The organism is uncultured Amphritea sp., from assembly GCF_937127095.1.
Lineage (GTDB): Bacteria > Pseudomonadota > Gammaproteobacteria > Pseudomonadales > Balneatricaceae > Amphritea.
On record NZ_CAKZLP010000019.1, the window covers coordinates 209,500 to 232,798 of the forward strand.

The window sequence follows — 23,299 nt, forward strand, 5'->3', positions numbered from 1 at the left end:
AGCTTTAAGTTCATGGCTTTAAACTTAAAGTTTTGAGATCAGTGTCTTCAGGTTTTGCTTCAGCTGATCAGATTGCTCAGAAGATATTGAGGCCAGTAGCCGGGCTTCTTCAGCCAGCGCTAACTGTTTCATCTTTTCACCGATCTCAGAGCCTTTAGCTGTGATGCGTGCGGTGTTATCAGACACTTCAACAAGCCCTTTCTCTGCCATCCAGCTGATGGTCTGATTGAGCGCTACTTCAGGTTGCATCACCCGCTCAGCAAGTTCCTGGGTATCGATCTCCGGAGAGGAGATCATGCGCGCAAGGATACGCCACTCTTCCGGGGTGATATCGTGGTGTTGCTTTAGTTTTGGGTAGAGCTCAGAACTAAAACCCTGGTAAGCAGCGCGTAACAGATAAAGCAGATAGCTGCCAATGAAATCATCTTCCTGTGATGCTGCTGCTTGTGAGCTGTTCATCTCCGGGTGCTGAGAAGAGATCGCATAGCTTCCCCGGGCAAATACCAACGGTTCAACACTATCGTTGTAACGGTAGTCAATCACTTCACCCACTAAAATCAGATGGTCGCCACCTTCATAGACCGCCCAGGTTTTACATTCAAACTGTGCGGCATAATCATCCAGAATAGGAGAGCCGCCCAGGCCTGAGGTATAAGCTGCATTGGCAAATTTGTCTTCGCCCCGGCTGGCAAAATTATTCGACGTGGACACCTGATTCTGACCTAAGACGTTCACCGCAAAATGCTCTGCATTTTCGAAGGCGGACAGACTATGAGCGCCTTTGTCGATGCTCCAGAGTACCAGAACAGGATCCATCGACACTGAGTTGAAACTACTTGCGGTGACGCCAACCGGCTTGTCTTCAGCATCCAGTGTGGTAATGACCGTTACGCCGGTGGGAAACTGAGAGAGTGCGCGGCGAAAATCTTTTGGGTCGAATTCTGTCTGAGACATAGAGGGTCACCTTTGATCAATAGGGGGGATCGTTGTAATTATTATTGTAGCTGCCGTGCGAGGGCAGGACAAAGATTAATATGTTAACTAATTATAGAGTGCGCAGGGTGATAAGACATATATTTTCCACTGCTTTAATTGTACTTTCCATAGATAAATTATTTCAATAAAATAATAATTTAAGTTAGGTTTGTATTTTATATATCTGAAATTATTGATTATTTTTATCTTCTCTATACTGGCTTGCTGTAATTCCTGCATTTCTACGGAAGAATCTTGCGAAGTATGCGGGGTCTTTAAAACCCAGTTGATAGCTAATCTCTGTAATCGGTGCTGAGGAGTATGTTAGCAAGCGACGGGCTTCCTGCATCAGGCGTTCCATGATGAGACGTTTGGACGGAAGGCCGGCCAGACGTCTGCATATCTCATTGAGTCGCGCCTCGGTGACGCTGATCATCTCAGAATACTGTGCCAGGGCAAGATGATCCTGATAGTGGGTTTCAATCAATTCATTGAAACGGTGAAATATTCGAACATCCTCTTTCCGGGTTTTTTGTTTCTGGTGGGTTTGATCTGAAAGTCGGGCGATATCGATCAATACCAACTGTAATAACGCTTTTAACGCCAGAGTATGTTCGATGCTGCTATGGTCATTCTCATCTGCCATAAGGCCTAACAGGTAGAGCATCTGCTTTGCGTTCAGATCCTGCTCGGGCGATAACGCGACGCATAGAGGGGTGTTCATGATGCCGCTATTTCCCCAGTGGGTGGGTCTCATGCCGCTCATCAGCTCCCATACCAGTTGTTGTCTTGCGGTAATTACATGGCCGGTGGCGTCATTGTCGGTAACAAACGCATGGGGGATGGTTGGCGGTGTGAGAAAAAACATCGGTCCTTCGACGGTATAACTGGTTTCATCCAGGTGTACACGAACCGTGCCGCTGAGAATGACATGAATCTGATAAAAACGGTCATGATGATGAACCGGCATATTGCGGCCAAAGAAATTTGCCAGCTTTTCCAGGTGCTCATAATGTATTTCAGCGTCGATGTAATGCTGATCGTAAGCTTTACCGATATCGATGTTGGGGATATCGGTCGTTACGTTGTTACTTTGCGCGAGTGGGCTGGATTGACTACTCATCGTTGTTCGCATCTCAGTCATGGGCTCAGTTACTCAGTTATACTCAATTATAGTGGTTAAGATTCGATGTGAACGTTATCTCTTTTGAATATGGATTTGTACAAGCTGCATCTCATGGTGTAGAACAGTATGTCGTTGTATTCACATGAAAACATCCAAATACAGGGCTTTCGCAGGGTTTTTAAATAATCACCAACCTGATTATACTTCATATATTAACTATGGAAAGTGCAAGTTAGACTGTGAAAGATCCATTCTCTTATGCTGCTAGCTCATCAATAATGTAGTCATGAATTTGATAGCAAGCTTTGCTCTGGTTGCGTAATACCTATAAGTCAGGCAAAGAGCCGGTCAAAGTTTCTGTCACTAAAACAATAATGAGAAAGGTAATGAGTAATGGAACGATCCAATCCAATGCTGGGTGAGCTCAAAAAAATTCTGCCTGCTATCGCCGCAAATGCTGTGCAGGCTGAAAAAGAGCGTAAAGTGCCGGATGAGAATATTCGTCTGTTAAAGTCAATCAATCTGCATCGTGCTCTTCAGCCGAAAGCGTATGGTGGCCTGGAGTTGTCACTGCCTGAGGTTACCGATTGCATTGCGGCGCTTGCCGGAGCCTGTGGCGGTACTGCCTGGGCTTTCAGCCTTCTGATTACTCACAGCCATCAGATGGCGATGTTCTCAAAGCAGGCTCAGGATGATTTCTGGGGCGATGATCCGGATGCGGTGGCCAGTAGCTCTATTGCGCCTTTCGGTAAAACCGAAGAGTGTGAAGGCGGGGTTATCTTTAACGGTGATATGCGTTGGAGTTCAGGTTGTGACCATGCTCAGTGGGCGATTCTGGGCTTCCTGCGTGACAATAAAGAAACCGGTGAAAAAGACTACTGTTTCGGGGTTATACCTTCCAGCGATTATGATATTGAAGATGACTGGTACTCTGCGGGTATGAAGCCTTCTGGCACTAAAACCCTGAAGATCAAGCCGAACACCTTCATCCCTGAGCATCGTATCGAACGTGCAAAGGCGATGATGAGCGGTCAGTCTTCAGGTTTTGGTTTGTACCCTGACAGCAAGATCTATTACACACCGTACCGTCCTTACTTTGCCTGCGGTTTTGCGGCCATGGCACTGGGTATCGCTGAGCGGATGCTGACCGTCTATACCGAGATGACGAAAAACCGTACCCGTGCCTATACACTGGCCAGCAGTGGTAAGGAGATCCCGCCGCTGATGCGTCTGGCTGAGGCGACTCATCAGGTATCTGCAGCGCGTGCGTTCATGGAAAAAACCTGGGATGAGCACAAAGCTTTTGGTGAACAGAAGCGCTATCCAACCGATGCTGAACTGGCTTTCTGGCGTACTAACCAGGCGTATGCGATTAAGATGTGTTGCGAGGCGGTAAATCGCTTATTTGAAGTGTCAGGCGGTTCAACCTGGATTCACGACAATGAGATTCAGCGTCTGTGGCGCGACTGCAATATGACTGCGGCGCATGCGTATACTGATTATGACGTGTGTAAGCAGATTCTGGGACGCTCGCTGATGGGAATGGATCCCGATCCTACCATGGTTTAATGTTTTTAATCTTTTGAAAAGCCCGCGATTATCGCGGGCTTTTTTTTGTCAGGTTGCGACCAATAATCCTATCTGTTCCAGCTAATATTATTTTTTAAAAGTGTTAGTATTGCTGACAGAGTTTTGCCGATCTTGGCTAAAACGGTTTTTTAAACATATAGGTTTGCATGAAAGCACCAAAATCTCTTCTGCCTCTGATCGATGAGGGTTTAATCGACGAAGTCATTAGCCGACTAATGAGCGGCAAAGAGGCTGATATCTACATCGTCAACTGCTCCGGTCAGATACGTTGCGCCAAGGTTTATAAAGATGCGGTGAAGCGTAGTTTTAAAAATGCTGCTCAGTATCAGGAAGGTCGGAAAGTTCGCAGCGGTCGCCGTGCCCGGGCGATGGAAAAAAATTCTGCATATGGTCGCAAGCAGCAGGAGGAGATCTGGCAGAATGCTGAGGTCGATGCGCTGGCAAGACTCTATCGGGCGGGTGTGCGTGTGCCGGAAACCTATGGCTGCATCGATGGTGTACTGCTGATGGAGCTGGTGGTCGACGATCAGGGCGATGTTGCGCCTCGTCTTGGGGATGTACTGCTCACTGAAGAGCAGGCGCTGGAAGATTATGCGGTAATGATGCACTACGTTAAGCTGATGCTGTGTGAAGGTATTGTGCACGGCGATCTGTCTGAATTTAACGTGCTGGTGGATGAATATGGTCCGGTCGTGATTGATCTGCCGCAGGCTGTCGATGCGTCAGCAAACAACAGTGCGCGGGCAATGTTGCTGCGTGATGTTAATAATATGACCCGTTACTATTCCCAGTTTGCCCCTGTTTTGAGTCTGTCGCGCTATGGTGAAGAGATGTGGTCGCTCTATGAAGAGGGCGAGCTGAAACCGGAAACCGAGCTGACCGGTCTGTATGACGGTGACGCTGAGGGTGCAGACGTTGATTCTGTATTGGAGGAGATTAAAGCGGTCATGCAGGAAGAGCGTGAACGGCAGGAGCGGCTTAAAGAGGCAGAGGAGGTTTAATTTGCGTTAAGCCGTCTCCGCCAGGCTGGCGCTCTACAGACTGTTGCTGAAATAAAAAACCCGCCTCAGGCGGGTTTTTTGTCAGTATTTTTCGCTTACGCTATTCTGTTATGTATTTGCGGCGATAATATCTCGTAACACCATCGGCAGGATCCCTTTATGACGTATCTGATCCAGCTCTGATGAGGTATCGATACGTGAAAGCAGTTCTATTTGCTGAGAAGAGCCATCCGCTCTGTGAATGGTCAGCTCTACAGATCCCCTGGGCTCAAGTGTATTAATACCATTCAGGTCAAAGGTTTCTGAGCCATCCAGATTGAGCGAAGCGCGTGTCACCCCTTGCGGTAGTTGCAGCGGTAAAACACCCATTCCCACCAGGTTGGATTTGTGAATACGCTCAAAACTTTCAGCAATAATCGCTCTGACACCCAGCAAAGCAGGCCCTTTCGCGGCCCAATCACGTGACGACCCCGTGCCATATAGCTTGCCGCCAAACACAACGGTGGACGTGCCTTCTTCACGGTAGCGCGCAGCGGCATCGTAAATCGACATTTGAGCAGGTTCGCCTTCAGCAGGGTGATAACTCGTTACCGCGCCAGTAGTGCCAGGCAGCATCAGGTTTCTGGCTTTACCATTGCCGAAAATACTGCGCAGCATCACGTGGTGGTTGCCCCGGCGTGACCCAAGCGATGTCAGGTCGCCCTCTGCAACACCTTGTGAGATCAGGTATTCGCCAGGAGGGGAGTCTGCGCGTATGCGGCTTACCGGTGAAATATGGTCTGTGGTTGTGTTGTCATCACACATCACCAGCATGCGCGCCCCGGCGATATTGTTTAACGCATCTTTTGGTGTTTCCAGTGAGAAACCGTCGAAGAAAGAGATCTCCTGGATGTAGGTTGAATCTGGATCCCAGTCATAAACAGGACCGGTAGGCGATGCCAGGTTCTGCCAGGTATCAGGGCCGTCGAGAGAGTTCTCGTAGGTTTCTCTGAAGGCTTTCGGGTCCATACACGCATGCATCGTCTGAGTAATTTCAGCGTTGCTCGGCCAGATATCTTTAAGGAAAACATCATTGCCTTTGGCATCCTGACCAATGGGCTGAGTGGTGACATCAATATTCACGTTGCCCGCAATGGCCATGGCAACGACCAGAGGGGGTGACATAAGGAAGTTGGTATCAACATCCGGATGCACACGGCCTTCAAAGTTCCGGTTACCGGATAAAACAGAGGCTGCGATAATGTCGTGGTTTTGTAATGCGGCTTCGATGCTCGGGGCCAGAGGGCCAGAATTACCCACGCAGGTTGTACAGCCATAGCCGGCGGTATTAAAACCCAGTGCATCCAGATGCTGTTGCAGTCCCGCCTTGGTTAAAAAGTCGGTTGCAACCGGTGACCCCGGTGCCAAAGATGTTTTAACGCCATCAGGTACTTTCATCCCAAGCTCATTCGCTTTCTTGGCAAGTAAGCCCGCTGCAATCAATAAGCCGGGGTTGGATGTATTGGTGCAGGCCGTAATCGCCGCAATTACGATGTCGCCATCTTTCAATTCTCTTTCAGGTAACGGTGCGTAAATACCGGCTTCATCTGCTTTCATTGGCGTCACGTTAACCACTTCAGGGTTGCGTTCTCCTTCTGCAGCCGCTTTTCTGAAAACGTTGCCAAGCTCAGCCAGCGGCAGCCTGTCCTGAGGCCTTTTAGGGCCCGCCACAGAAGGTTCAACAGTAGAAAGATCAAGCTGAAGAAGATCGGTATAGCGCGGAAGAGTCTGACCTGGCGTCCAGGCCATATTTTGTGCTTTATAAAATGCGAGTGGCAGATCACCATCCCTGCCGGTTGCTCTCAGGTACTCGGCAGAGATTTCATCAAATGGGAAAAAGCCCATGGTTGCGCCATATTCAGGCGACATATTGGCGATGGTTGCACGGTCAGGCAGGGAAAGGTTAGCGCACCCTTCACCGATGTATTCAACAAACTTACCAACAACACCCCCTGGATATTTTCTCAACATCTCTGTGATGGTGAGTACCAGGTCTGTCGCGGTGACACCTTCCCTTAATGCGCCTGTGAGTTCAACACCCACCACTTCGGGTGCCAGCATCTGCATGGGTTGGCCAAGCATGGAGGCTCCGGCTTCAATGCCACCAACGCCCCAGCCCACAATACCTAAAGCGTTAGCCATTGGCGTATGGCTATCCATACCAATGAGGGTATCCGGGGTCATCAGCCCATTAATGTTGAGGTAGCCCTGTGCCAGATACTCCAGGTTAACCTGATGAACAATGCCGGTTTGCGGAGGAATAATCCTGATGGTTTTAAATGCCTGCGCGCCCCATTTCAAAAAGGCATAACGCTCCCTGTTTCTGGCCGCTTCCAGTTCGCCATTGATTCTCAGAGAAGCGGGGCTACCGGTATTGTCCATTGTCACCGTGTGATCGATAACCAGATCTGCGCGTACCAAAGGCTCAATGATCGCGGGGTCCATGCCCATGCGCTGCACTGCTGAACGCATAGCCGCAAAATCGACAATGGCGGGGGTGCCACTCAGATCGTGCATAATGACACGACCTGCGGTGAAAGGAATTTCGATCGGCTTTGTGCCCTGATGTTCTGTCCAGCGTCCAAGCGCCTGAACCTGTTCAGCGGTTACACCGTTCTGGCCAACATTCCGGGCGATACCTTCCAGGATAGGGCGAAGAGAAAAGGGAAGTTCATCAAGGTTTATACCAAATAGTTCAGCGGTATCTGGAAGGCTATGGTAACGGTGTGCTGTTCCGGGAAGTGTTTTTATGGAACGGGCGGGATCAAAATCGATAGGACTTGTCATATTTTATACCTCACGCAGATAGGACGTTTCTGAACTTATAACCTTTTAGGCACGAGCTTCCAGTCATGATTGGAGCTGCCCGATCTCTCTGTTAGTTATATTTTCAGCCGTTTAACGAGCCGCTATTACCTGCAACATAAATCGTTATTTTGTTAGGATTGTCGACAATACTAGTCATTGATCATCTTAAATCAAGGCTGAAGGTGTTGTTTTTGTCTAAATTACAGACAATCTACGACTATTTGCTAGTGCATCTGGCCTTTTTTGAAAATTTTATAAGTGGTGTCGGGCTGGTGTATGCAACGCAGAATGGTTGTGACGCTTGTCAATTGAGAGGCTATTGAATGAATAATGGATCAGGATTGAAGAAGCATGGCGAAGCCAAATGGGCGACTAAATTCAAGCCAATGAGAGAAGAGTTTCATGGATGGCGATCGAGAATGTCTCTATGCCTGAGTGATCGGCGAGCGCCAGTCAATTTTCTGCATTTTTGTTACAACTATACTCACCCCGTCAGTACTCGGAGGCTCTGCATGCTCTGAAGACGACCGGCATCAAGCGACTGTTAATGGTGTCTAACTGATCGATTAAATCACTATCGACACGAGAGTCGGTTAACCAATCCTGTATTAAGGACGGATGGACTCGCCCCGCGTGTAAAAATATGTATGCCTACAAAGAATGTAAGCCTACAACCAATGTATACCATCTGGAAAACGTTGATTTTGCTGGCATTTATTTTATTTATATCGACTATAAGCTTAATTTAAATTGTTTTCATTGAGCTGTTTGTAACTTTTTCCTTATAATCTGTTACCGATTCATAATTAGAATTAACTGAGACGAGACGCTTTACGCTATGAGTTACTATTCTGACTACCTAGAAGAAATCGAGGTTCGTAAAAAAGACCTTGGACTGAATCCCAAACCGATTGATAGCGCTGAGCTACTTTCTGAAATCATTGCCCAGATTAAAGACGTTGGTAATGAACATCGCGAAGCATCTTTAAACTTTTTCATCTACAACACTCTACCGGGTACTACTCCAGCGGCTGGCGTTAAAGCGGCTTTCCTGAAAGATATTGCTCTGGGTAAAGAAACGGTTGCAGAGATCTCTCCTGAGTTCGCCCTTGAGCAGCTTTCGCACATGAAAGGTGGCCCTTCTGTTGAAGCTCTGCTGGATATCGCTCTGTCTGACAATGCTCAGGCTGCTGCTGCGGGTGAAGTTCTGAAGTCTCAAGTATTCCTGTACGACGCTGACTACGCTCGTCTGGCTGATGCTTTCAAAGCGGGCAGCGCCATCGCTAAAGATATCCTGGAAAGCTATGCAAAGGCTGAGTTCTTCACCAAGCTGGATGACATCCCAGAGAAGATCAAAGTTATTACCTTCATTGCTGCTGAGGGTGATATCTCTACTGATTTATTGTCTCCGGGTAATCAATCTCACTCCCGTGCTGACCGTGAACTGCACGGCCTGTGCATGATTTCGCCAGCAGCTCAGCAGGAAATCGCAGAGATGGGCAAACAAAACCCTGACGCTAAAGTGATGCTGATCGCTGAAAAAGGCACTATGGGTGTTGGTTCTTCCCGTATGTCTGGTGTTAACAACGTTGCACTTTGGGCGGGTGAAAAAACATCCCCATACATCCCATTCATCAATAACCGTCCGGTCGTTGCAGGTACTAATGGTATCGCGCCTATCTTCCTGACGACTGTTGGTGTAACCGGTGGTATCGGTCTGGACCTGAAAAACTGGGTTAAGAAAACCGACGCTAACGGCGAAGTTGTTCGTGACGCAAACGGTGACCCGGTTCTGGAAGAAGCATATTCTGTTGCTACCGGTACTGTTCTGACTATCGACACTAAAGCTAAGAAGCTGTACAACGGCGACCAGGAGCTGGTTGATATATCTGACGCTTTCACGCCACAAAAAGTGGAATTCATGAAAGCGGGTGGTTCTTACGCGGTAACCTTCGGTAAGAAGCTGCAAACTTTCGCTGCTGAAACGCTGGGTGTTGAAGCGCCTGCTGTGTACGCATCCTCTAAAGAGATCTCTATCGAAGGCCAGGGCCTGACAGCTGTTGAGAAGATTTTCAACCGCAACGCAGTCGGTGTTACTTCTAAGACTCCTCTGCACGCAGGTTCTGACGTTCGCGTTAAAGTGAACATTGTAGGTTCTCAGGACACTACAGGTCCTATGACCTGTCAGGAACTGGAAGCGATGGCTGCTTCTACTATCTCTACAAGCGTTGATGGTGCTTTCCAGTCTGGTTGTCACACAGCGTCTGTATGGGATAACAAAGCTAAGGCAAACACGCCCAAACTGATGGCGTTCATGAACGCGTTTGGTGTCATCACCGCGCGTGACCCGAAACACGTTTATCACTCAATGACTGACGTTATTCACAAAGTACTGAATGACATCACCGTTGACGACCGTGCAATCATCATCGGTGGCGACTCTCATACCCGTATGTCTAAAGGTGTTGCGTTCGGTGCTGACTCAGGTACCGTTGCGATCGCACTGGCGACGGGTGAGTCCGCCATGCCAATTCCGGAGTCTGTGAAAGTAACCTTTAAAGGTTCTATGAAGCCTCACATGGACTTCCGTGACATCGTACACGCGACTCAGGCACAAATGCTGAAGAAGTTCGGTGGCGAAAACGTCTTCCAGGGTCGTGTTATCGAAGTACAGATCGGTACGTTGCTGGCTGACCAGGCTTTCACCTTCACTGACTGGACTGCAGAGATGAAAGCGAAAGCTTCTATCTGTATTTCTACCGACGATACGCTGATCCAGTCTCTGGAACTGGCTAAGTCCCGTATCCAGATCATGATCAACAAGGGTATGGATAACGAAGCAGCTATGCTGCAGGGTCTGATCAACCTGGCTGACAAGCGTATCGCTGAAGTGAAATCCGGTGAAGCGCCTGCACTGGCTCCGGATGACAACGCTAAGTACTATGCCGAGCTGGTTGTTGACCTGGACGTAATCGATGAGCCAATGATTGCTGACCCGGACGTAAACAACGAAGATATCTCTAAGCGTTATACCCACGATGTGATCCGTCCTGCTTCATACTACGATGGCCGTAAGGTAGATCTGGGCTTCGTTGGTTCTTGTATGGTTCACAAAGGCGATATGCAGATTATCGCTGCGATGCTGCGTAACCTGGAGAAGAAAGGTCCTATCACCTTTAAAGCGCCTCTGGTTGTTGCGCCACCGACTTACAACATCGTGGACGAGCTGAAAGCAGAGGGTGACTGGGAGTTGCTGGAGAAATTTGCTGGCTTTGAATTCTCTGACGAGAATCCAAAAGAACAAGCACGCACCAAGTACGAAAATATTATGTACCTGGAGCGTCCCGGATGTAACCTGTGTATGGGTAACCAGGAAAAAGCAGAGCCTGGTGACACCGTGCTGGCTACGTCTACCCGTTTGTTCCAGGGCCGTGTTGTAGAAGATACAGCAGGGAAGAAAGGTGAGTCTTTGCTGGGCTCTACGCCAATGGTTGTACTGTCTTGTATCTTGGGTCGCTTCCCGACTCTGGCAGAGTACAAAGAAGCGGTTGAAGGTATCAACCTGACCTCTTTTGCTCCACCGAGCCAAGACTTGAGCGTAGCACCTACTGCTATCCCGGCCGTACGTATTTAATCACTGATAATGTGATTAACGAAAAAGCCCTGATCATTCAGGGCTTTTTTTTTTGCGGGTTGGCTTCTCATTCTTATCCAGGGCGGCTAACGTTTCGTTAGCCGCGCTTTTCTCCGAACGTATCGCGTACTCTAATTGTCGCCCTGTTTCTTTTACGAGCGCCTCATGCGGGTTATGCCCCGTTATTACTATCATCTTTACAGCAATAGACTGGCAGACTGTTGTAAAGCTAATCTCGGATAAAGATAAGGCTGACTTCAACGATTCCACGGGAATATTATGAGTAGAGTGACTGAGGTCAGAATAATTATTGAGGTCAGAAACATTAAACCGGTCGCTCAGATCGAGCAGGGCTGAACAGGCATAAAAAAATCCGGTGTTGATATCAACACCGGATTTTTTATTAAGCCCTTGTTAGAGCTCAAATGCTTATGTGAACAGCATAGCGCCAACAGACGGGTTTTCGATTATGCCGTAGCGATAACGTTAGAAGCCTTGTCGATGTAAGAATCGATCTGGTCGAAGTTCAGGTAGCGATATACATCGGCAGCCATGCTATCGATCTGAGTCGCGTATTTCATGTACTCTGCAACCGTCGGTAGTTTACCCGTCAACGCTGCGACTGCTGCCAGTTCAGCAGAAGACAGGTAAACGTTAGCGCCGGTACCTAAGCGGTTAGGAAAGTTACGGGTAGAGGTAGACACAACAGTAGTGTTATCGCCTACACGTGCCTGGTTACCCATGCACAGAGAGCATCCTGGCATCTCAATGCGTGCACCGGCTTTGCCAAAGATGTTGTAGTAACCCTCTTCAGTCAGCTGAGCTGCATCCATCTTAGTCGGTGGAGCGATCCACAGACGAGTTGGCGTTGTCGTACCCGCAGCTTCAAGCAGCTTACCAGCAGCACGGAAGTGGCCAATGTTGGTCATACATGAACCGATGAATACTTCGTCGATCTTTGTGCCAGCAACCTCGGACAGCAGTTTAACGTCGTCCGGATCATTAGGGCAGGCCAGAATAGGCTCTTTAACGTCAGCCAGATCGATTTCGATAACCGCCGCATAATCTGCATCGGCATCGCCTTCCATCAACACAGGGTTAGCCATCCATTCCTGCATGCCCGCGATACGACGTTCGATAGTACGTGGGTCTCCGTAGCCTTCAGCTATCATCCATTTCAACATGGTGATGTTTGAGCTAAGGTATTCTTTAATGGGGGCTTCGTTTAGTTTGATTGAACAAGCAGCAGCTGAACGTTCAGCAGCGGAGTCAGACAGTTCGAATGCCTGCTCAACTTTCAGGTCTGGCAGACCTTCAATTTCCAGAATACGCCCAGAGAATATGTTTTTCTTACCGGCTTTCGCAACCGTCAGCAGACCTTGCTTGATGGCGTAATAAGGGATAGCGTTAACCAGATCGCGCAGCGTAATACCGGGCTGAAGCTTGTCGCCCTTAAAGCGAACCAGTACAGACTCAGGCATATCCAGAGGCATAACGCCGGTCGCAGCAGCGAAAGCGACCAGACCCGAACCTGCCGGGAAAGAGATACCGATTGGGAAACGGGTGTGAGAGTCACCACCGGTACCCACAGTATCAGGCAGTAGCATGCGGTTCAGCCAGGAGTGAATAACACCATCACCAGGGCGCAGAGACACGCCGCCGCGGTTCATGATGAAGTCTGGCAGCGTGTGGTGAGTCTGAACATCTACAGGCTTAGGATAAGCGGCAGTGTGACAGAAAGACTGCATCGTCAGGTCAGCAGAGAAGCCCAGGCAAGCCAGGTCTTTTAGTTCATCCCGGGTCATAGGTCCCGTAGTATCCTGAGAGCCGACAGTCGTCATTTTAGGCTCGCAGTATGTGCCTGGACGAACGCCTTCAACGCCACAGGCTTTACCTACCATCTTCTGCGCCAGGGAGAATCCTTTGCCGGTATCAGAAGGCTGTTCAGGTTTGCGGAACAGATCAACAGGCCCCAGACCGAGGGCTTCACGGGCGCGATCAGTCAGACCACGACCGATGATAAGAGGGATGCGTCCGCCAGCGCGAACCTCATCCAGGATCACCGGCGTCTTCAGACTGAACTCGCAAAGCAGTTCGCCGGTTTCAGCATTCTTGGCAACACCTTCATACGGGTAGATGTCAATGACGTCGCCCATGTTCATTTTTTCAACATCCATTTCGATCGGCAGTGCGCCAGCATCTTCCATAGTGTTGAAGAAAATTGGCGCTATCTTACTACCGAAGCAGTAACCACCTGCACGCTTGTTAGGTACATGCGGGATATCGTCACCGAAGAACCATAGAACAGAGTTAGTTGCAGATTTACGCGAAGAACCGGTTCCCACAACATCGCCTACGTATGCAACAGGATAGCCTTTTGCTTTTACTTCTTCGATCTGAGTGAGGGGTCCTACGCTGCCTGGATTAACCGGTTCGATACCTTCGCGCGCCATTTTCAGCATTGCATTTGCGTGCAGTGGAATATCAGGGCGGGTAAAGGCGTCCGGAGCAGGGGACAGGTCATCGGTATTGGTTTCACCCGTTACTTTAAAGACGCTAACGGTAATCTTCTCTGGCAGTTCTGGTTTAGACGTAAACCATTCACCGGCAGCCCAGGACTCAAGAACCTGCTGTGCGAAAGCATTGCCGGCAGCCGCTTTGTCCTTAACGTCATGGAATGCGTCAAACATCAGCAGTGTATGGGACAGTGCTTTAACAGCAGTCGGGGCCAGTTCTTCTTCGTCAAGTGCTGTAATCAGAGCCTGAATGTTGTAACCGCCCAGCATAGTGCCCAGCAGTTCGACAGCTTTGATTTTGCTGATAAGTGGAGACGCCGCTTCACCTTTTGCGATTGCAGCCAGGAATCCGGCCTTAACATAGGCTGCCTGGTCAACACCAGCAGGGACCCGGTTTTCCAACAGCTCCAGGATAAATACTTCTTCGCCAGCAGGCGGGTTCTTAAGTAATTCAACCAGGGCTGCAGTTTGATCTGCATCAAGTGGTTTCGCTGGCACGCCTTCCTGAGCGCGTTCTTCTACATGTTTACGGTAAGCTTCAAGCACGATATACCCCTCATCTGTTATCTTTGTCAGACAATACTGGTATGCGATGGTCTGACAGTAGGTCGGAAATCTTAGACCCGAATCTTGAATTGGTGCGTGATTTTTAGCCTAAAAGTACGCTAAAGTTACGATTCGTAAGAGATTTTCCCGCTAATGCTTTAGGTTTAGGCTGAGTAGTTGTTCGTCTAAGTTAATGTATTTGTAGTTAATTTAGCGGCTTGGATCTATGTGATATAGATCAACATTACCTCTTGTGAGTAAGGAAAGCATCAGGTATTTATGTATGATGTTAATAAGGTCACTAAAATGTGTAGTGAATATTACCCAGCCGCACGTTTTTATATTAACGTTATTTACAAGTTAGTCCGGTTGAGTGATGTTCAGATACCGGATTTGAAAAATCTAAGTAGTCGAGGGCGGGCTTGTGAATTCACCAATTTGGGCTGCAGTTTCCGGATGGGAACTGAACGCTGAACTTGAAGGGCTAAATGCTCTGAATATCGAGACTCTTTTTACCGCACTGGAGGGTAAAGAGCTAATCTATGATGGGCCGCACAAGTCTGTACTGCTACATCATTTCAGTCGATTAGTGGCTTCACGGCCAAATAATCTGCGTAGCCAGGTGCAGAGGGTTTATCTCTCAATCTTATGCCATGACGAAGCAGAACTGACCGGCGCACTTCTGGATCTTTATCTGACCCTTGATGGTCGGGGGCTGGCACTGCGTAAAAGGCTTCTGGATCAGGGTGCTGAAATGTTGAGAAAAGAAGAGCTGGATCTGTTTAGTGAAATTCTGGCAGATGGCGATAATTCGAGACTGTTACAGTTAAGTAAACAGAAATCAGTGTTGTGTAACGGTAACTTTTCACTACATTAATAATTTTTTTATTTTTATTTTCTCGCTACAACGGGGTGGACGAAGTCGTGGGGGTATCTCATATCAAACTGAATAAGCGTGCTGCAAGCAACGTCATTAAGCTGGGAGTCGTCGGCTTTGAGTTGCAATCTAAAACAGCGATCGATCTGTTCTTTATGCAGCACCAGAACCTGTACAGCCTTGTTTCAACTGAGCAGGCAGATGTACTTATCATTGATATGGAGCACCCGGCGGTTAAACCTGTGGTTGAGCAGTACCGGGATAGCCGTCCAATTATTGCAGTCACTGCCACCGAAAATCAGTTTTCCGGCTTTGAAACTCTGCGCAAGCCCTTAGAAGGTAAGCGCCTGATAAAAGCAATCAAACAGTCCGTCGAACGTTTTGTACCTAATGAGCGCGATCAGAATACTGCTTCCAGCGTCAATAATGAGGGTGAAAAAGCCTTTCAGGAATATCAAAAGCGACTCGCGTCAGGCCGTCAGGCAATGGCAGACTACAAAACGATTACGTCTGATCGCGTTCTGAGCTCCTCTCAGGTACGTCAGCGTTTTCAACTCGATCAGGATCGCGTACCGGCTACAACCAGCAATGGTGACGAAGTTGTTAGTTTCGAAACAGCGGCAAATGCGGGTAATCAGACTGCACAGCCGGTTTCTTCCTCTTCGGCGCTGACCTCTCCGACAGTTGCTCCCGTTGAACGAAAAACTGCAGAAAAGAAACCGCAGGATGTTAAAGCGCGACTGTCCTATCAGATGGTTTATGAGTGCTGTGGTAATGCCCCTGATGTGAACATGTATGAAGTGGATCAGCGTCGCCGTGTTTTCTTTAAAGAGGATTCGACCCTGCTGGCGATTTTACAAGAAGTGATTGTTGCGGGTGAAGCCCAGAAAGTTCCTGTTGAAATCACCGGTTTGCCCGGTACTCTGGCATATCTGCCAGAGCATAAGAAGTTTCTTTTTGACTTCAGTGAAGACCTGCTGATTCCGCTGGCCCTGACGCGTTTTGGTTATCAGGAACTGACACTCAATGTACGGGCTGATCTGGATCTTGATCGTCCGAGTGTTGCCGGATCTAAGGTTTCTCTTGTTGATAGTGATGAAATGATCTGGAAGCTGGCGCTTTGGACCTCAAAGGGCCGCCTCAACCGCGTTATCGACCCTGAGAAGCCTCATCGTCTGACCCGGCGTCTGGATTTTGATCATTTGCTGGCAATACCCCATGCAACCACCATTAGCAGTTTATGGGGACGGCATAGCCTGTCCGCTTTGGAAGTGGTTAAAGTGTTGAAGATTCATCAGCGTTATGTGTTTTCATTTATGACTGCCGCCTATGCCCTGGGGGCATTTAAGTAATAGCAGTGGTCAATGGGCCTTTCTAATTGTCAGTCGTGTCATGGCAATATGGTATTTAGTAACTTATAAATGTAGCCGGAGATATTTTGGTGGGAGATTATAATCAGGACTCCATTCGTTATATCGCTATCACCCCTAGCGGAGCCTATTTTGCAACATTGAATTCAGCTCCGGATGATGCGAGAGCGATGTTGTTGCAGTTACTATCAACGGATTTTGAGCTGCTTTACTCGCTCGAGCTGGTGGCTGAATTGGCAGATCTCGACGAGACTCAGGCTATGGGGTTGTTTCAACAGCTCCTGGATCGGGGGTTTGTTGCTCTGTCCGAAACCCCGCCTGAAATTAAGCGTGGGCCTCTGGAAGATATTCTGCCCGACCTGCTTAAGCAGATCTCTGACAGTGGTAAAGCGCTGTTGGCCGATGATCAGGGTTTTTGCCTTTCCTCAACAGGTTACTCTGTTGAACAGTCTGAAACCCTGGCGGCACTTGCAGCCGACCTGTTGTCACTGCAAGAGCGTCATAAACATATTTTAACCAGTGATCTTGGTGTAGCGGGTGACTCCTGGGGCATTATGAATGCCGTAGGGCAAAGTCAGGTGGGTTGTTGGGTGATTTATATCGGTCATCAGCGTTTTACACTGGTGATATCTGATATGCCTAAGCTGAATCAGCAAGCATTTGCTGAAATTCTGGCAAGTCTGGCGCGGCGTTATCTTGATTATTAACTTTAGATTTAATGAGCTCCCATAAAGGGAGATTAAATGGAAGGAGTGTTCTATGCGTTCTGAGATGCTTACCTCAATTTTGAGTGATCTCAACGGCACATCAGCTGATATCGAAGCCTCTGCAGTTATTTCTACAGATGGTCTGATGATTGCGGCCCTGCTGCCATCAAGTATGGATGAAGACCGTGTTGGTGCTATGAGTGCCGCAATGTTGTCTTTGGGGGAGCGTACGTCAAAAGAGCTTGCCCGGGGAGATCTTGAGCAGGTGCTGGTAAAAGGGGATGAGGGATATATCCTGATGATCCATGCAAACCAGGACTCAGTACTAACTGTTGTTGCTAAACCAAATGCACGTCTGGGTCTTATATTCCTTGACGTTAAGCGTGCGGCAGAGGCGATCGGTAAGATCCTTTAATCGTTAACATCGGGCACTGATTAAGGGTTAAACGGCTGTCATGGATGATGTGCAGTGCCTGTGCGAAGAAGGCTTTAAGTATGTCTGAACAAGACACATTAGAAGTACGTACTGTTGAAATAAGCTATTTTGATGGTACGAAACGCACGGCAGAGATTGTTGATCGGGAAGTTCCCTATCCTGACGGCAAGCTGATCGTGTCCCGTACTGATCCGCAAGGTATAATAACTCATGCGAATCAATCGTTTATAGATATGTCTGGTTACAGCGAAGAAGAGTTGATCGGTACTAATCATTACATTTTGCGCCATCCTGATATGCCCGCAATCGCTTTTAAAGGTCTTTGGGACACGATTGATCAAGGTACAAAATGGCATGGTTATGTCAAGAATCTGCGCAAGGATGGTGCCTATTACTGGGTTAAAGCGACTGTTATTCCCAATATTCGTAATGGCCAGCTGGTCGGCTACACATCGGTGCGGCGAAAGCCTTCGCGCAGCAAGATTGAAGAGAGTGAAGCGCTGTATAAAACATTGATGGCTGAGGAGTGATGGCGATGACATTTAATCTCACGGTCAGCCCTGACTTCGCACCTGATCACATTTCAGGCTGGTACTTTTTTAATACCTGGCTTCAGCGCAAACTTGACGTCGGTATTCATCTTGAACTGTATGATAACTTTGAGGCGCAACGTAACGATATCCGTGCTGATAAGTTTGATATGATTTACGCGAACCCATACGATGCTTCGATGCTGGTTCGGGAGATGGGTTTTCAGGCTATTGCGCGTCCTGCCAGTAAATCAGATGAAACGGTTATTGCTGTCAATGCCGAATCTTTATTTCAAACGGTCGAAGATCTAAAACCGGGCAGCAGGGTAGCGACGACAGATGATCCGGATGTGCATACCATGGGCATGATAATGCTCGAGTCTGCGGATCTGGATAAAAGTAATACCGATATCAAACAGCATAGCAGCTATGTTGTGGTGGCTAAAAATCTGTTGAATGGTGATGCGGACGCGGGATTCTTTCTTAAAGAAGCCTATGATGAGCTCTCCGAGCTGATCCGTTCTAAAATGCGGGTCTTGGTCAGTAGCGAGATCAGTGTTGTGCACCATAGCTTGTTGGTTGGGCCTCGAATGGTTGAACATATTCCGGCTATTCAGACCGCATTACTGACCATGCAGGATGATGATAAAGGTAAGGGTGTGCTTGAAAGTATGGATATTAAGCACTGGGAGCCGATGGACTCTGAACAAACAGAGTTTATGATTGACCTGATAGATACGCTTATCGAATAAATCGTGTCGCATCGTTAAATAGTTAAAGAAAACGCCTCAATTGAGGCGTTTTTTATGTCCGGCATCCCTATTAACTAACTGCTAACTTTGAAGCGTTTCATTTTTCCATAGAGTTCACTGGCAACGTGCTTAAAGGAGATGGCGATTGTCTGGGTTTCCTGTGACAGACCGCTGGATACTCTGTTCTGGTCATTCAGCTGAGTCAGGTTGCGGTTGATCTCATCGGTTACCAGGCTCTGCTCTTCTGTTGCAGAGGCGATCTGAATGGCCATGTCATTCACCAATGTTGCTGATGTTTCAATGTCGTTCAGCAGTTCCTGGGTGCTCTCCACCAGTTCAACGGAAGAGCTGACCTGTTCTGATCCTTCCCTGATTGAGCTGACAGCCTGACTGACGCCTGATTGCAGCTTTTCAATCATCGCCTGAATCTCTTCAGTGGAAGCCTGTGTCTTACTCGCCAGAGAGCGCACCTCATCGGAAACGACAGCAAAACCCCGACCATGATCTCCGGCCCTCGCTGCTTCAATCGCGGCGTTTAGCGCGAGCAGGTTGGTCTGGTCAGCAATGCCTCTGATAACGTCAAGGACGGAGGCAATGTTTTCGGACTCTTTCGCCAGATCTGAAATAACCTTTTCGGAATGTGTAACTGAGCGGCTGAGGTTTTGAAACTTGATAACCGAATTGTTAATAATCTCTTTGCCCCGATGGGATATATCAACTGTCTTGGCTGTTTCTGATGCGGTATGCTGCGCATTTTCAGCGACATCGCGAATCGCAGTGCTGAACTCCTCAACTGCGGTAGCAATCATCTCAACGCCCTGGCTTTGTTCGTTGACAATTTTCATGCTGCTGTCTGCTGAATGTTCCAGTTGCTCAGAGTTGCTGTTCATTGACTCTGCTTGCCGGCGAATATCTGCGATCAATACCTCTAGGTTTGTGACAAAGGTATCAAAGGCACTCGCGAGCTCCCCAAGTTCATCCTTTCTCTCAGAGTTGATTCTCAGTGTCAGGTCTCCATCCCCCTGGCTGATATCCTCAATGCTTTTTGTCAGACGCCGGATGTTTGCGACTAACAGTTTAGGGGTTAAAAAAGTAAACAGGCCGGCAATGATAAGTACTATAAAGATGAAGGCGCCTAACCCGAAGGATACCTTTGAGAGCTGGTGTGCCAGACTGTCACGCTCGCGAAGTGACTGCGCATCAAGCTCTTCACCTGCAAGGTTGTATAAGTCTCGAAGGCTCTTAAACGCAGTCAGTGCTTCGCCATCGCTCAACGAGTGCGCAGCGTCTGTTTTGCCTTCTTTAACAAGTACAAGCACCTGCTCAGCTTTGCTTTTCCAGTTTTTGAATCGTGTATCAAAAGAGTCAAGCTTACGGATGATTTCAGGATAGTCTGCCATCAGCTCTTTATACTTGTTCATTCGGTCCAGAGCTTGTTGAGCATTCTCATTAAAGTCTTTGAGTGTTTTCTCGTTGGTATTTCCCAGCAGATACTCCAGCTCAGCTTCTCTGGCCTGGTACAGGTCTCTGTCTGCATTTAATATACTTGAAATTGCTGGCAGGTAATTCTGACCAAAGGTGTTTATCCCGGATTTAAGGTCATCTGTCAGAATTTTGCCCGCGGTAGCGACGATGAGTATCGCAAGGGTGAGCATTACCATGGTTATGGATAATTTAAAGCGTATGCTTTGAATTGGGCTGGATTTCATAAATACTCTCAACCTGTACTGGCGGTGTTTGTTTTAGTGTGTTCACGGATAAGAATAACTGGCAGTTGATATTAATCAATGCAAATACATCTCATAGTGACAGTTGTTGTATTGTTCTTCCGAATATATTTTTTTACATAAGGCTTATATCGGGATGCTAAAGTGTTTTAAAAATTAGCTGTGTTGCGATAGGGGCGTTGCGAAGTTGAAGTTTAAGCCGGGGGAGGGAGTAGAAAGGGGTGCAAAGAGATTGCCTCTGAATCCAGCGGATTCAGAGGCTGAAGGGCTCAGGAAGTGCAGCTTTCTGCCAGTGCTTTTGCCCGGTTGTAGACTTGTTTGGCGGGTAGTCCATTGGCTTCCAGCGCATCGATGTAGGTTTTTGAAGCTTTATCCAGAAGCGGTTTCCAGGCTGGGTTTTCTGCGCCCCCATCAATGGTATAAATGGTATGTCCAGCGTCTATCGCTTGTTGCTTGCCGACATTATCGAGCGCGTCAAATACTTCACCGGCCTTTTTCGCCCACGCCAGTCCGGAGTTCTTATCGATTACAGTCTGAAGGTCTGCAGGCAGAGCGTCATAGGTGTTCTTGTTCATAGTGACAATGAAAGACAGCGTATAGAGTCCACCGACTTCTGTGTGGGTATTGGCAAGTTCATTCAGGCGAAATGAGGCCATTGCTTCCCAGGGAAAGGCTACGCCGTCAATAACGCCTCTTTGCATTGAAGGGTATGATCCAGGCGCTGGCATTCCCACAGGCTGAGCGTTCAATTCTGTCAGCAGTTCTGCTACGACCGTGGTCGGACGGCGGATACGCAGGCCGGAAAGGTCCGCGGGCACTTTGATCAGTTTATCTTTCGTATGCAGCAGACCGGGGCCGTGGGTATAAAGGAAAATAGGCTTAGTATCTTCATACTCAGCCGCAATCAGCTTCTCATCAAGCAGGCTTTGTAGAATACAGGAGCCATTGACTGCGTTTTTCGCAACCCCAGGGAGCTCGACAATTTGCGTAAGTGGGAAGCGGTTAGCTGAATAACCCTGAACGGTTGCTGTCGCATCCATAATTCCATTTTTGACTGCATCATATTGAGCCGGTGGTTTAGCCAGGGTACCTGATGGATAAACCTCTATAGATATTCTTCCGCCCGATTCCGCTTCAATTTTATCAGCCCAGGGCTGAATCAGATTCTTGTGAGGGCCAGAGACAGCAGGCCACAGATGCCCCAGTCGAATAGTGAATTCGGCGGCCTGGGCTGAGGATAACGGAACTAAGGCCAGAAGGGATGCTGATATGAGATTTGTGGCTATGATTCGAGTCAGACGTTTCGACATTGTATCTCCTATGCATCATTTATATGATGCGCAGACTTTTTAGCGATAACGTCCTGATCTTACTGTTGGTGTAATGGTCAGGCAGGGGTCTTATATGGCTGTTATCGGCTAAGCCGGTCCGCTATGTGTTTATTTTTATAAGATATATAGGTTTGTTCAGGTTTTTCTAACGATTGAGTACGATTGACAGGCGTCTCAGTGAAGTCCTGTTCAGTCGTTTATCTAGGCTTTGTAGATAGCGATATTCAATGCTCAAAAAGAAAAAAATGTTACTATGAGCGCCAGTTTGTATCGTTACCTGATTCCTGTTTCTGCAGCCCTTGCGGTTGAGGTTAAAGCCTTGTCAGTGCTTTCAATCGTGTAAGAAATATAGATTATTGGATTCAAAAATGTAAAGTGTTTTTGATTGCGCTACGTTGGCTATGCTTTTTTTTGGATTAAAAACTCAGTAAAAACAGTCATATGAGATGTTATTGTTTTTTGATTTTTCATGTAAGTTTTTGGTTTTTGTATCCAAGTAAGCTGTAATCAGATAGCTTGAACTATCTGGTTTGGTTTTAGACAGTGGTTTAGAAACAACGCTAGGAGTATTGATGAGTAAGCAGGGGCAGCGAGTTATTTTATCGTTACGACAGATGATTGTGAACGGAGATCTGGCGGCAGGTGAGCGGCTGCGCGAAGAGTCGCTGGCTGAACGCTTAGGTGTTTCACGGACGCCGATCCGTGTTGCGCTGAAGTTGCTGGCTCAGGAGGGGCTACTACAGACGGTGGGTGCGCGGGGTTATGCCGTACGTGAGATCAGCACTGAAGAGATCAGAAATGCGGTGGATGTACGTGGGGTTCTTGAGGGGATGGCTGCACGTTTGTTGGCAGAAGCCGGGATGACTGACGTGGTACGCGACACCCTTAAACAATGTCTGGATAAAGGCGATGAACTGTTTTCCGCAGGTTCAATTGATGAAGAGGATGTGGTGACATTTCATGATCTGAATATGAATTTTCATAACACAATCATTGAAAATTGCGGTAATGGTGCGGTTAAAGGAGCCATTATGCTGAACGATCATATCCCTTTCGCATCGGTGCACTCCATCGCTATTGACAGTTCGGCGATGGACCGGGAGTATTTGCGCCTGACCTTTGCTAATGTTCAGCATCACTTAGTGTTTGATGCACTGATCAACAGACAGGGGGCTCGGGCAGAGGCGCTGATGCGTGAGCATGCTAACGCTGCACTGCGTTATGCGGACATCTTTCGTGTGGGTAGTGCCGATAACGGTGCTATCAAAATGTTACGTTCCGAGCAGTTGCCAGAATAACTGAGGCAGCTTTTAAACTCAGGATTAACTGCAACA

General features: G+C 48.0%; 16 protein-coding genes. 10 read left to right on the top strand and 6 right to left on the bottom strand.

Annotation, left to right across the window (positions count from 1 at the left end; translation table 11 throughout):
* Positions 1–24: 24 nt before the first annotated feature.
* Positions 25–954 (bottom strand): flavin reductase, encoded by a 930-nt coding sequence (locus Q0499_RS05105; protein ID WP_299196944.1) that lies wholly within the window; start codon positions 952–954, stop codon positions 25–27.
* A gap of 211 nt (positions 955–1,165) precedes the next feature.
* Positions 1,166–2,098, bottom strand: a complete 933-nt coding sequence (hpaA, locus tag Q0499_RS05110; RefSeq protein WP_299196945.1) for a 4-hydroxyphenylacetate catabolism regulatory protein HpaA — start codon at positions 2,096–2,098, stop codon at positions 1,166–1,168.
* A 396-nt stretch (positions 2,099–2,494) separates the two neighbouring features.
* Between hpaA and Q0499_RS05115 the strand changes: the two genes are divergently transcribed.
* A complete protein-coding gene (locus Q0499_RS05115; protein WP_299196946.1) occupies positions 2,495–3,670 on the top strand; it encodes a p-hydroxyphenylacetate 3-hydroxylase oxygenase component in 1,176 nt (391 codons plus the stop codon).
* Positions 3,671–3,837: 167 nt separating this feature from the next.
* Entirely contained in the window at positions 3,838–4,692 is an 855-nt protein-coding gene (locus tag Q0499_RS05120; RefSeq protein ID WP_299196947.1) for a PA4780 family RIO1-like protein kinase, read from the top strand.
* A gap of 108 nt (positions 4,693–4,800) precedes the next feature.
* Here Q0499_RS05120 and acnA read toward each other — a convergent pair whose 3' ends face one another.
* Positions 4,801–7,518 (bottom strand): aconitate hydratase AcnA, encoded by a 2,718-nt coding sequence (gene acnA / locus Q0499_RS05125; RefSeq protein ID WP_299196948.1) that lies wholly within the window; start codon positions 7,516–7,518, stop codon positions 4,801–4,803.
* A gap of 859 nt (positions 7,519–8,377) precedes the next feature.
* Between acnA and Q0499_RS05130 the strand changes: the two genes are divergently transcribed.
* Complete coding sequence (locus tag Q0499_RS05130) at positions 8,378–11,173, top strand: bifunctional aconitate hydratase 2/2-methylisocitrate dehydratase (protein ID WP_299196949.1); 2,796 nt, start codon at positions 8,378–8,380, stop codon at positions 11,171–11,173.
* A gap of 467 nt (positions 11,174–11,640) precedes the next feature.
* Here the strand turns inward: Q0499_RS05130 and acnB are convergent, their stop codons facing one another.
* A complete protein-coding gene (gene acnB / locus Q0499_RS05135) occupies positions 11,641–14,235 on the bottom strand; it encodes a bifunctional aconitate hydratase 2/2-methylisocitrate dehydratase (RefSeq protein WP_299196950.1) in 2,595 nt (864 codons plus the stop codon).
* A 424-nt stretch (positions 14,236–14,659) separates the two neighbouring features.
* Here acnB and Q0499_RS05140 point away from each other — a divergent pair, with 424 nt between their 5' ends.
* The 6 genes from Q0499_RS05140 to Q0499_RS05165 all read left to right on the top strand — a co-directional run bounded on the left by Q0499_RS05140 (position 14,660) and on the right by Q0499_RS05165 (position 18,907).
* The gene (locus Q0499_RS05140; protein ID WP_299196951.1) at positions 14,660–15,112 is read left to right on the top strand and encodes a hypothetical protein; all 453 of its coding nucleotides are present in this window, start codon (positions 14,660–14,662) and stop codon (positions 15,110–15,112) included.
* Between the two features lie 47 nt (positions 15,113–15,159).
* Positions 15,160–16,464, top strand: coding sequence for a hypothetical protein (locus Q0499_RS05145; RefSeq protein WP_299196952.1), 1,305 nt, complete (start codon positions 15,160–15,162; stop codon positions 16,462–16,464).
* Between the two features lie 89 nt (positions 16,465–16,553).
* Positions 16,554–17,189 (top strand): hypothetical protein, encoded by a 636-nt coding sequence (locus tag Q0499_RS05150; RefSeq protein WP_299196953.1) that lies wholly within the window; start codon positions 16,554–16,556, stop codon positions 17,187–17,189.
* A 52-nt stretch (positions 17,190–17,241) separates the two neighbouring features.
* Entirely contained in the window at positions 17,242–17,604 is a 363-nt protein-coding gene (locus Q0499_RS05155) for a roadblock/LC7 domain-containing protein (protein WP_299196954.1), read from the top strand.
* An 80-nt stretch (positions 17,605–17,684) separates the two neighbouring features.
* Complete coding sequence (locus Q0499_RS05160) at positions 17,685–18,155, top strand: PAS domain-containing protein (RefSeq protein ID WP_299196955.1); 471 nt, start codon at positions 17,685–17,687, stop codon at positions 18,153–18,155.
* Positions 18,156–18,160: 5 nt separating this feature from the next.
* Positions 18,161–18,907, top strand: coding sequence for a phosphate/phosphite/phosphonate ABC transporter substrate-binding protein (locus Q0499_RS05165; RefSeq protein ID WP_299196957.1), 747 nt, complete (start codon positions 18,161–18,163; stop codon positions 18,905–18,907).
* A 74-nt stretch (positions 18,908–18,981) separates the two neighbouring features.
* On the opposite strand, the gene Q0499_RS05170 is transcribed toward Q0499_RS05165, so the two are convergent.
* Positions 18,982–20,616, bottom strand: a complete 1,635-nt coding sequence (locus Q0499_RS05170; protein ID WP_299196958.1) for a methyl-accepting chemotaxis protein — start codon at positions 20,614–20,616, stop codon at positions 18,982–18,984.
* 287 nt (positions 20,617–20,903) lie between these two features.
* Positions 20,904–21,944 (bottom strand): TRAP transporter substrate-binding protein, encoded by a 1,041-nt coding sequence (locus tag Q0499_RS05175; protein WP_299196959.1) that lies wholly within the window; start codon positions 21,942–21,944, stop codon positions 20,904–20,906.
* 593 nt (positions 21,945–22,537) lie between these two features.
* Between Q0499_RS05175 and Q0499_RS05180 the strand changes: the two genes are divergently transcribed.
* Entirely contained in the window at positions 22,538–23,263 is a 726-nt protein-coding gene (locus Q0499_RS05180) for a GntR family transcriptional regulator (protein ID WP_299196961.1), read from the top strand.
* Positions 23,264–23,299: the final 36 nt, after the last annotated feature.

Coding starts and splice junctions, on each gene's coding strand:
- Q0499_RS05105 (WP_299196944.1), bottom strand. CDS start 954: ATGTCTCAGACAGAATTCGACCCAAAAGATTTTCGCCGCGCACTCTCT.
- hpaA (WP_299196945.1), bottom strand. CDS start 2,098: ATGAGTAGTCAATCCAGCCCACTCGCGCAAAGTAACAACGTAACGACC.
- Q0499_RS05115 (WP_299196946.1), top strand. CDS start 2,495: ATGGAACGATCCAATCCAATGCTGGGTGAGCTCAAAAAAATTCTGCCT.
- Q0499_RS05120 (WP_299196947.1), top strand. CDS start 3,838: ATGAAAGCACCAAAATCTCTTCTGCCTCTGATCGATGAGGGTTTAATC.
- acnA (WP_299196948.1), bottom strand. CDS start 7,518: ATGACAAGTCCTATCGATTTTGATCCCGCCCGTTCCATAAAAACACTT.
- Q0499_RS05130 (WP_299196949.1), top strand. CDS start 8,378: ATGAGTTACTATTCTGACTACCTAGAAGAAATCGAGGTTCGTAAAAAA.
- Q0499_RS05155 (WP_299196954.1), top strand. CDS start 17,242: ATGCGTTCTGAGATGCTTACCTCAATTTTGAGTGATCTCAACGGCACA.
- Q0499_RS05160 (WP_299196955.1), top strand. CDS start 17,685: ATGTCTGAACAAGACACATTAGAAGTACGTACTGTTGAAATAAGCTAT.
- Q0499_RS05165 (WP_299196957.1), top strand. CDS start 18,161: ATGACATTTAATCTCACGGTCAGCCCTGACTTCGCACCTGATCACATT.
- Q0499_RS05170 (WP_299196958.1), bottom strand. CDS start 20,616: ATGAAATCCAGCCCAATTCAAAGCATACGCTTTAAATTATCCATAACC.
- Q0499_RS05175 (WP_299196959.1), bottom strand. CDS start 21,944: ATGTCGAAACGTCTGACTCGAATCATAGCCACAAATCTCATATCAGCA.
- Q0499_RS05180 (WP_299196961.1), top strand. CDS start 22,538: ATGAGTAAGCAGGGGCAGCGAGTTATTTTATCGTTACGACAGATGATT.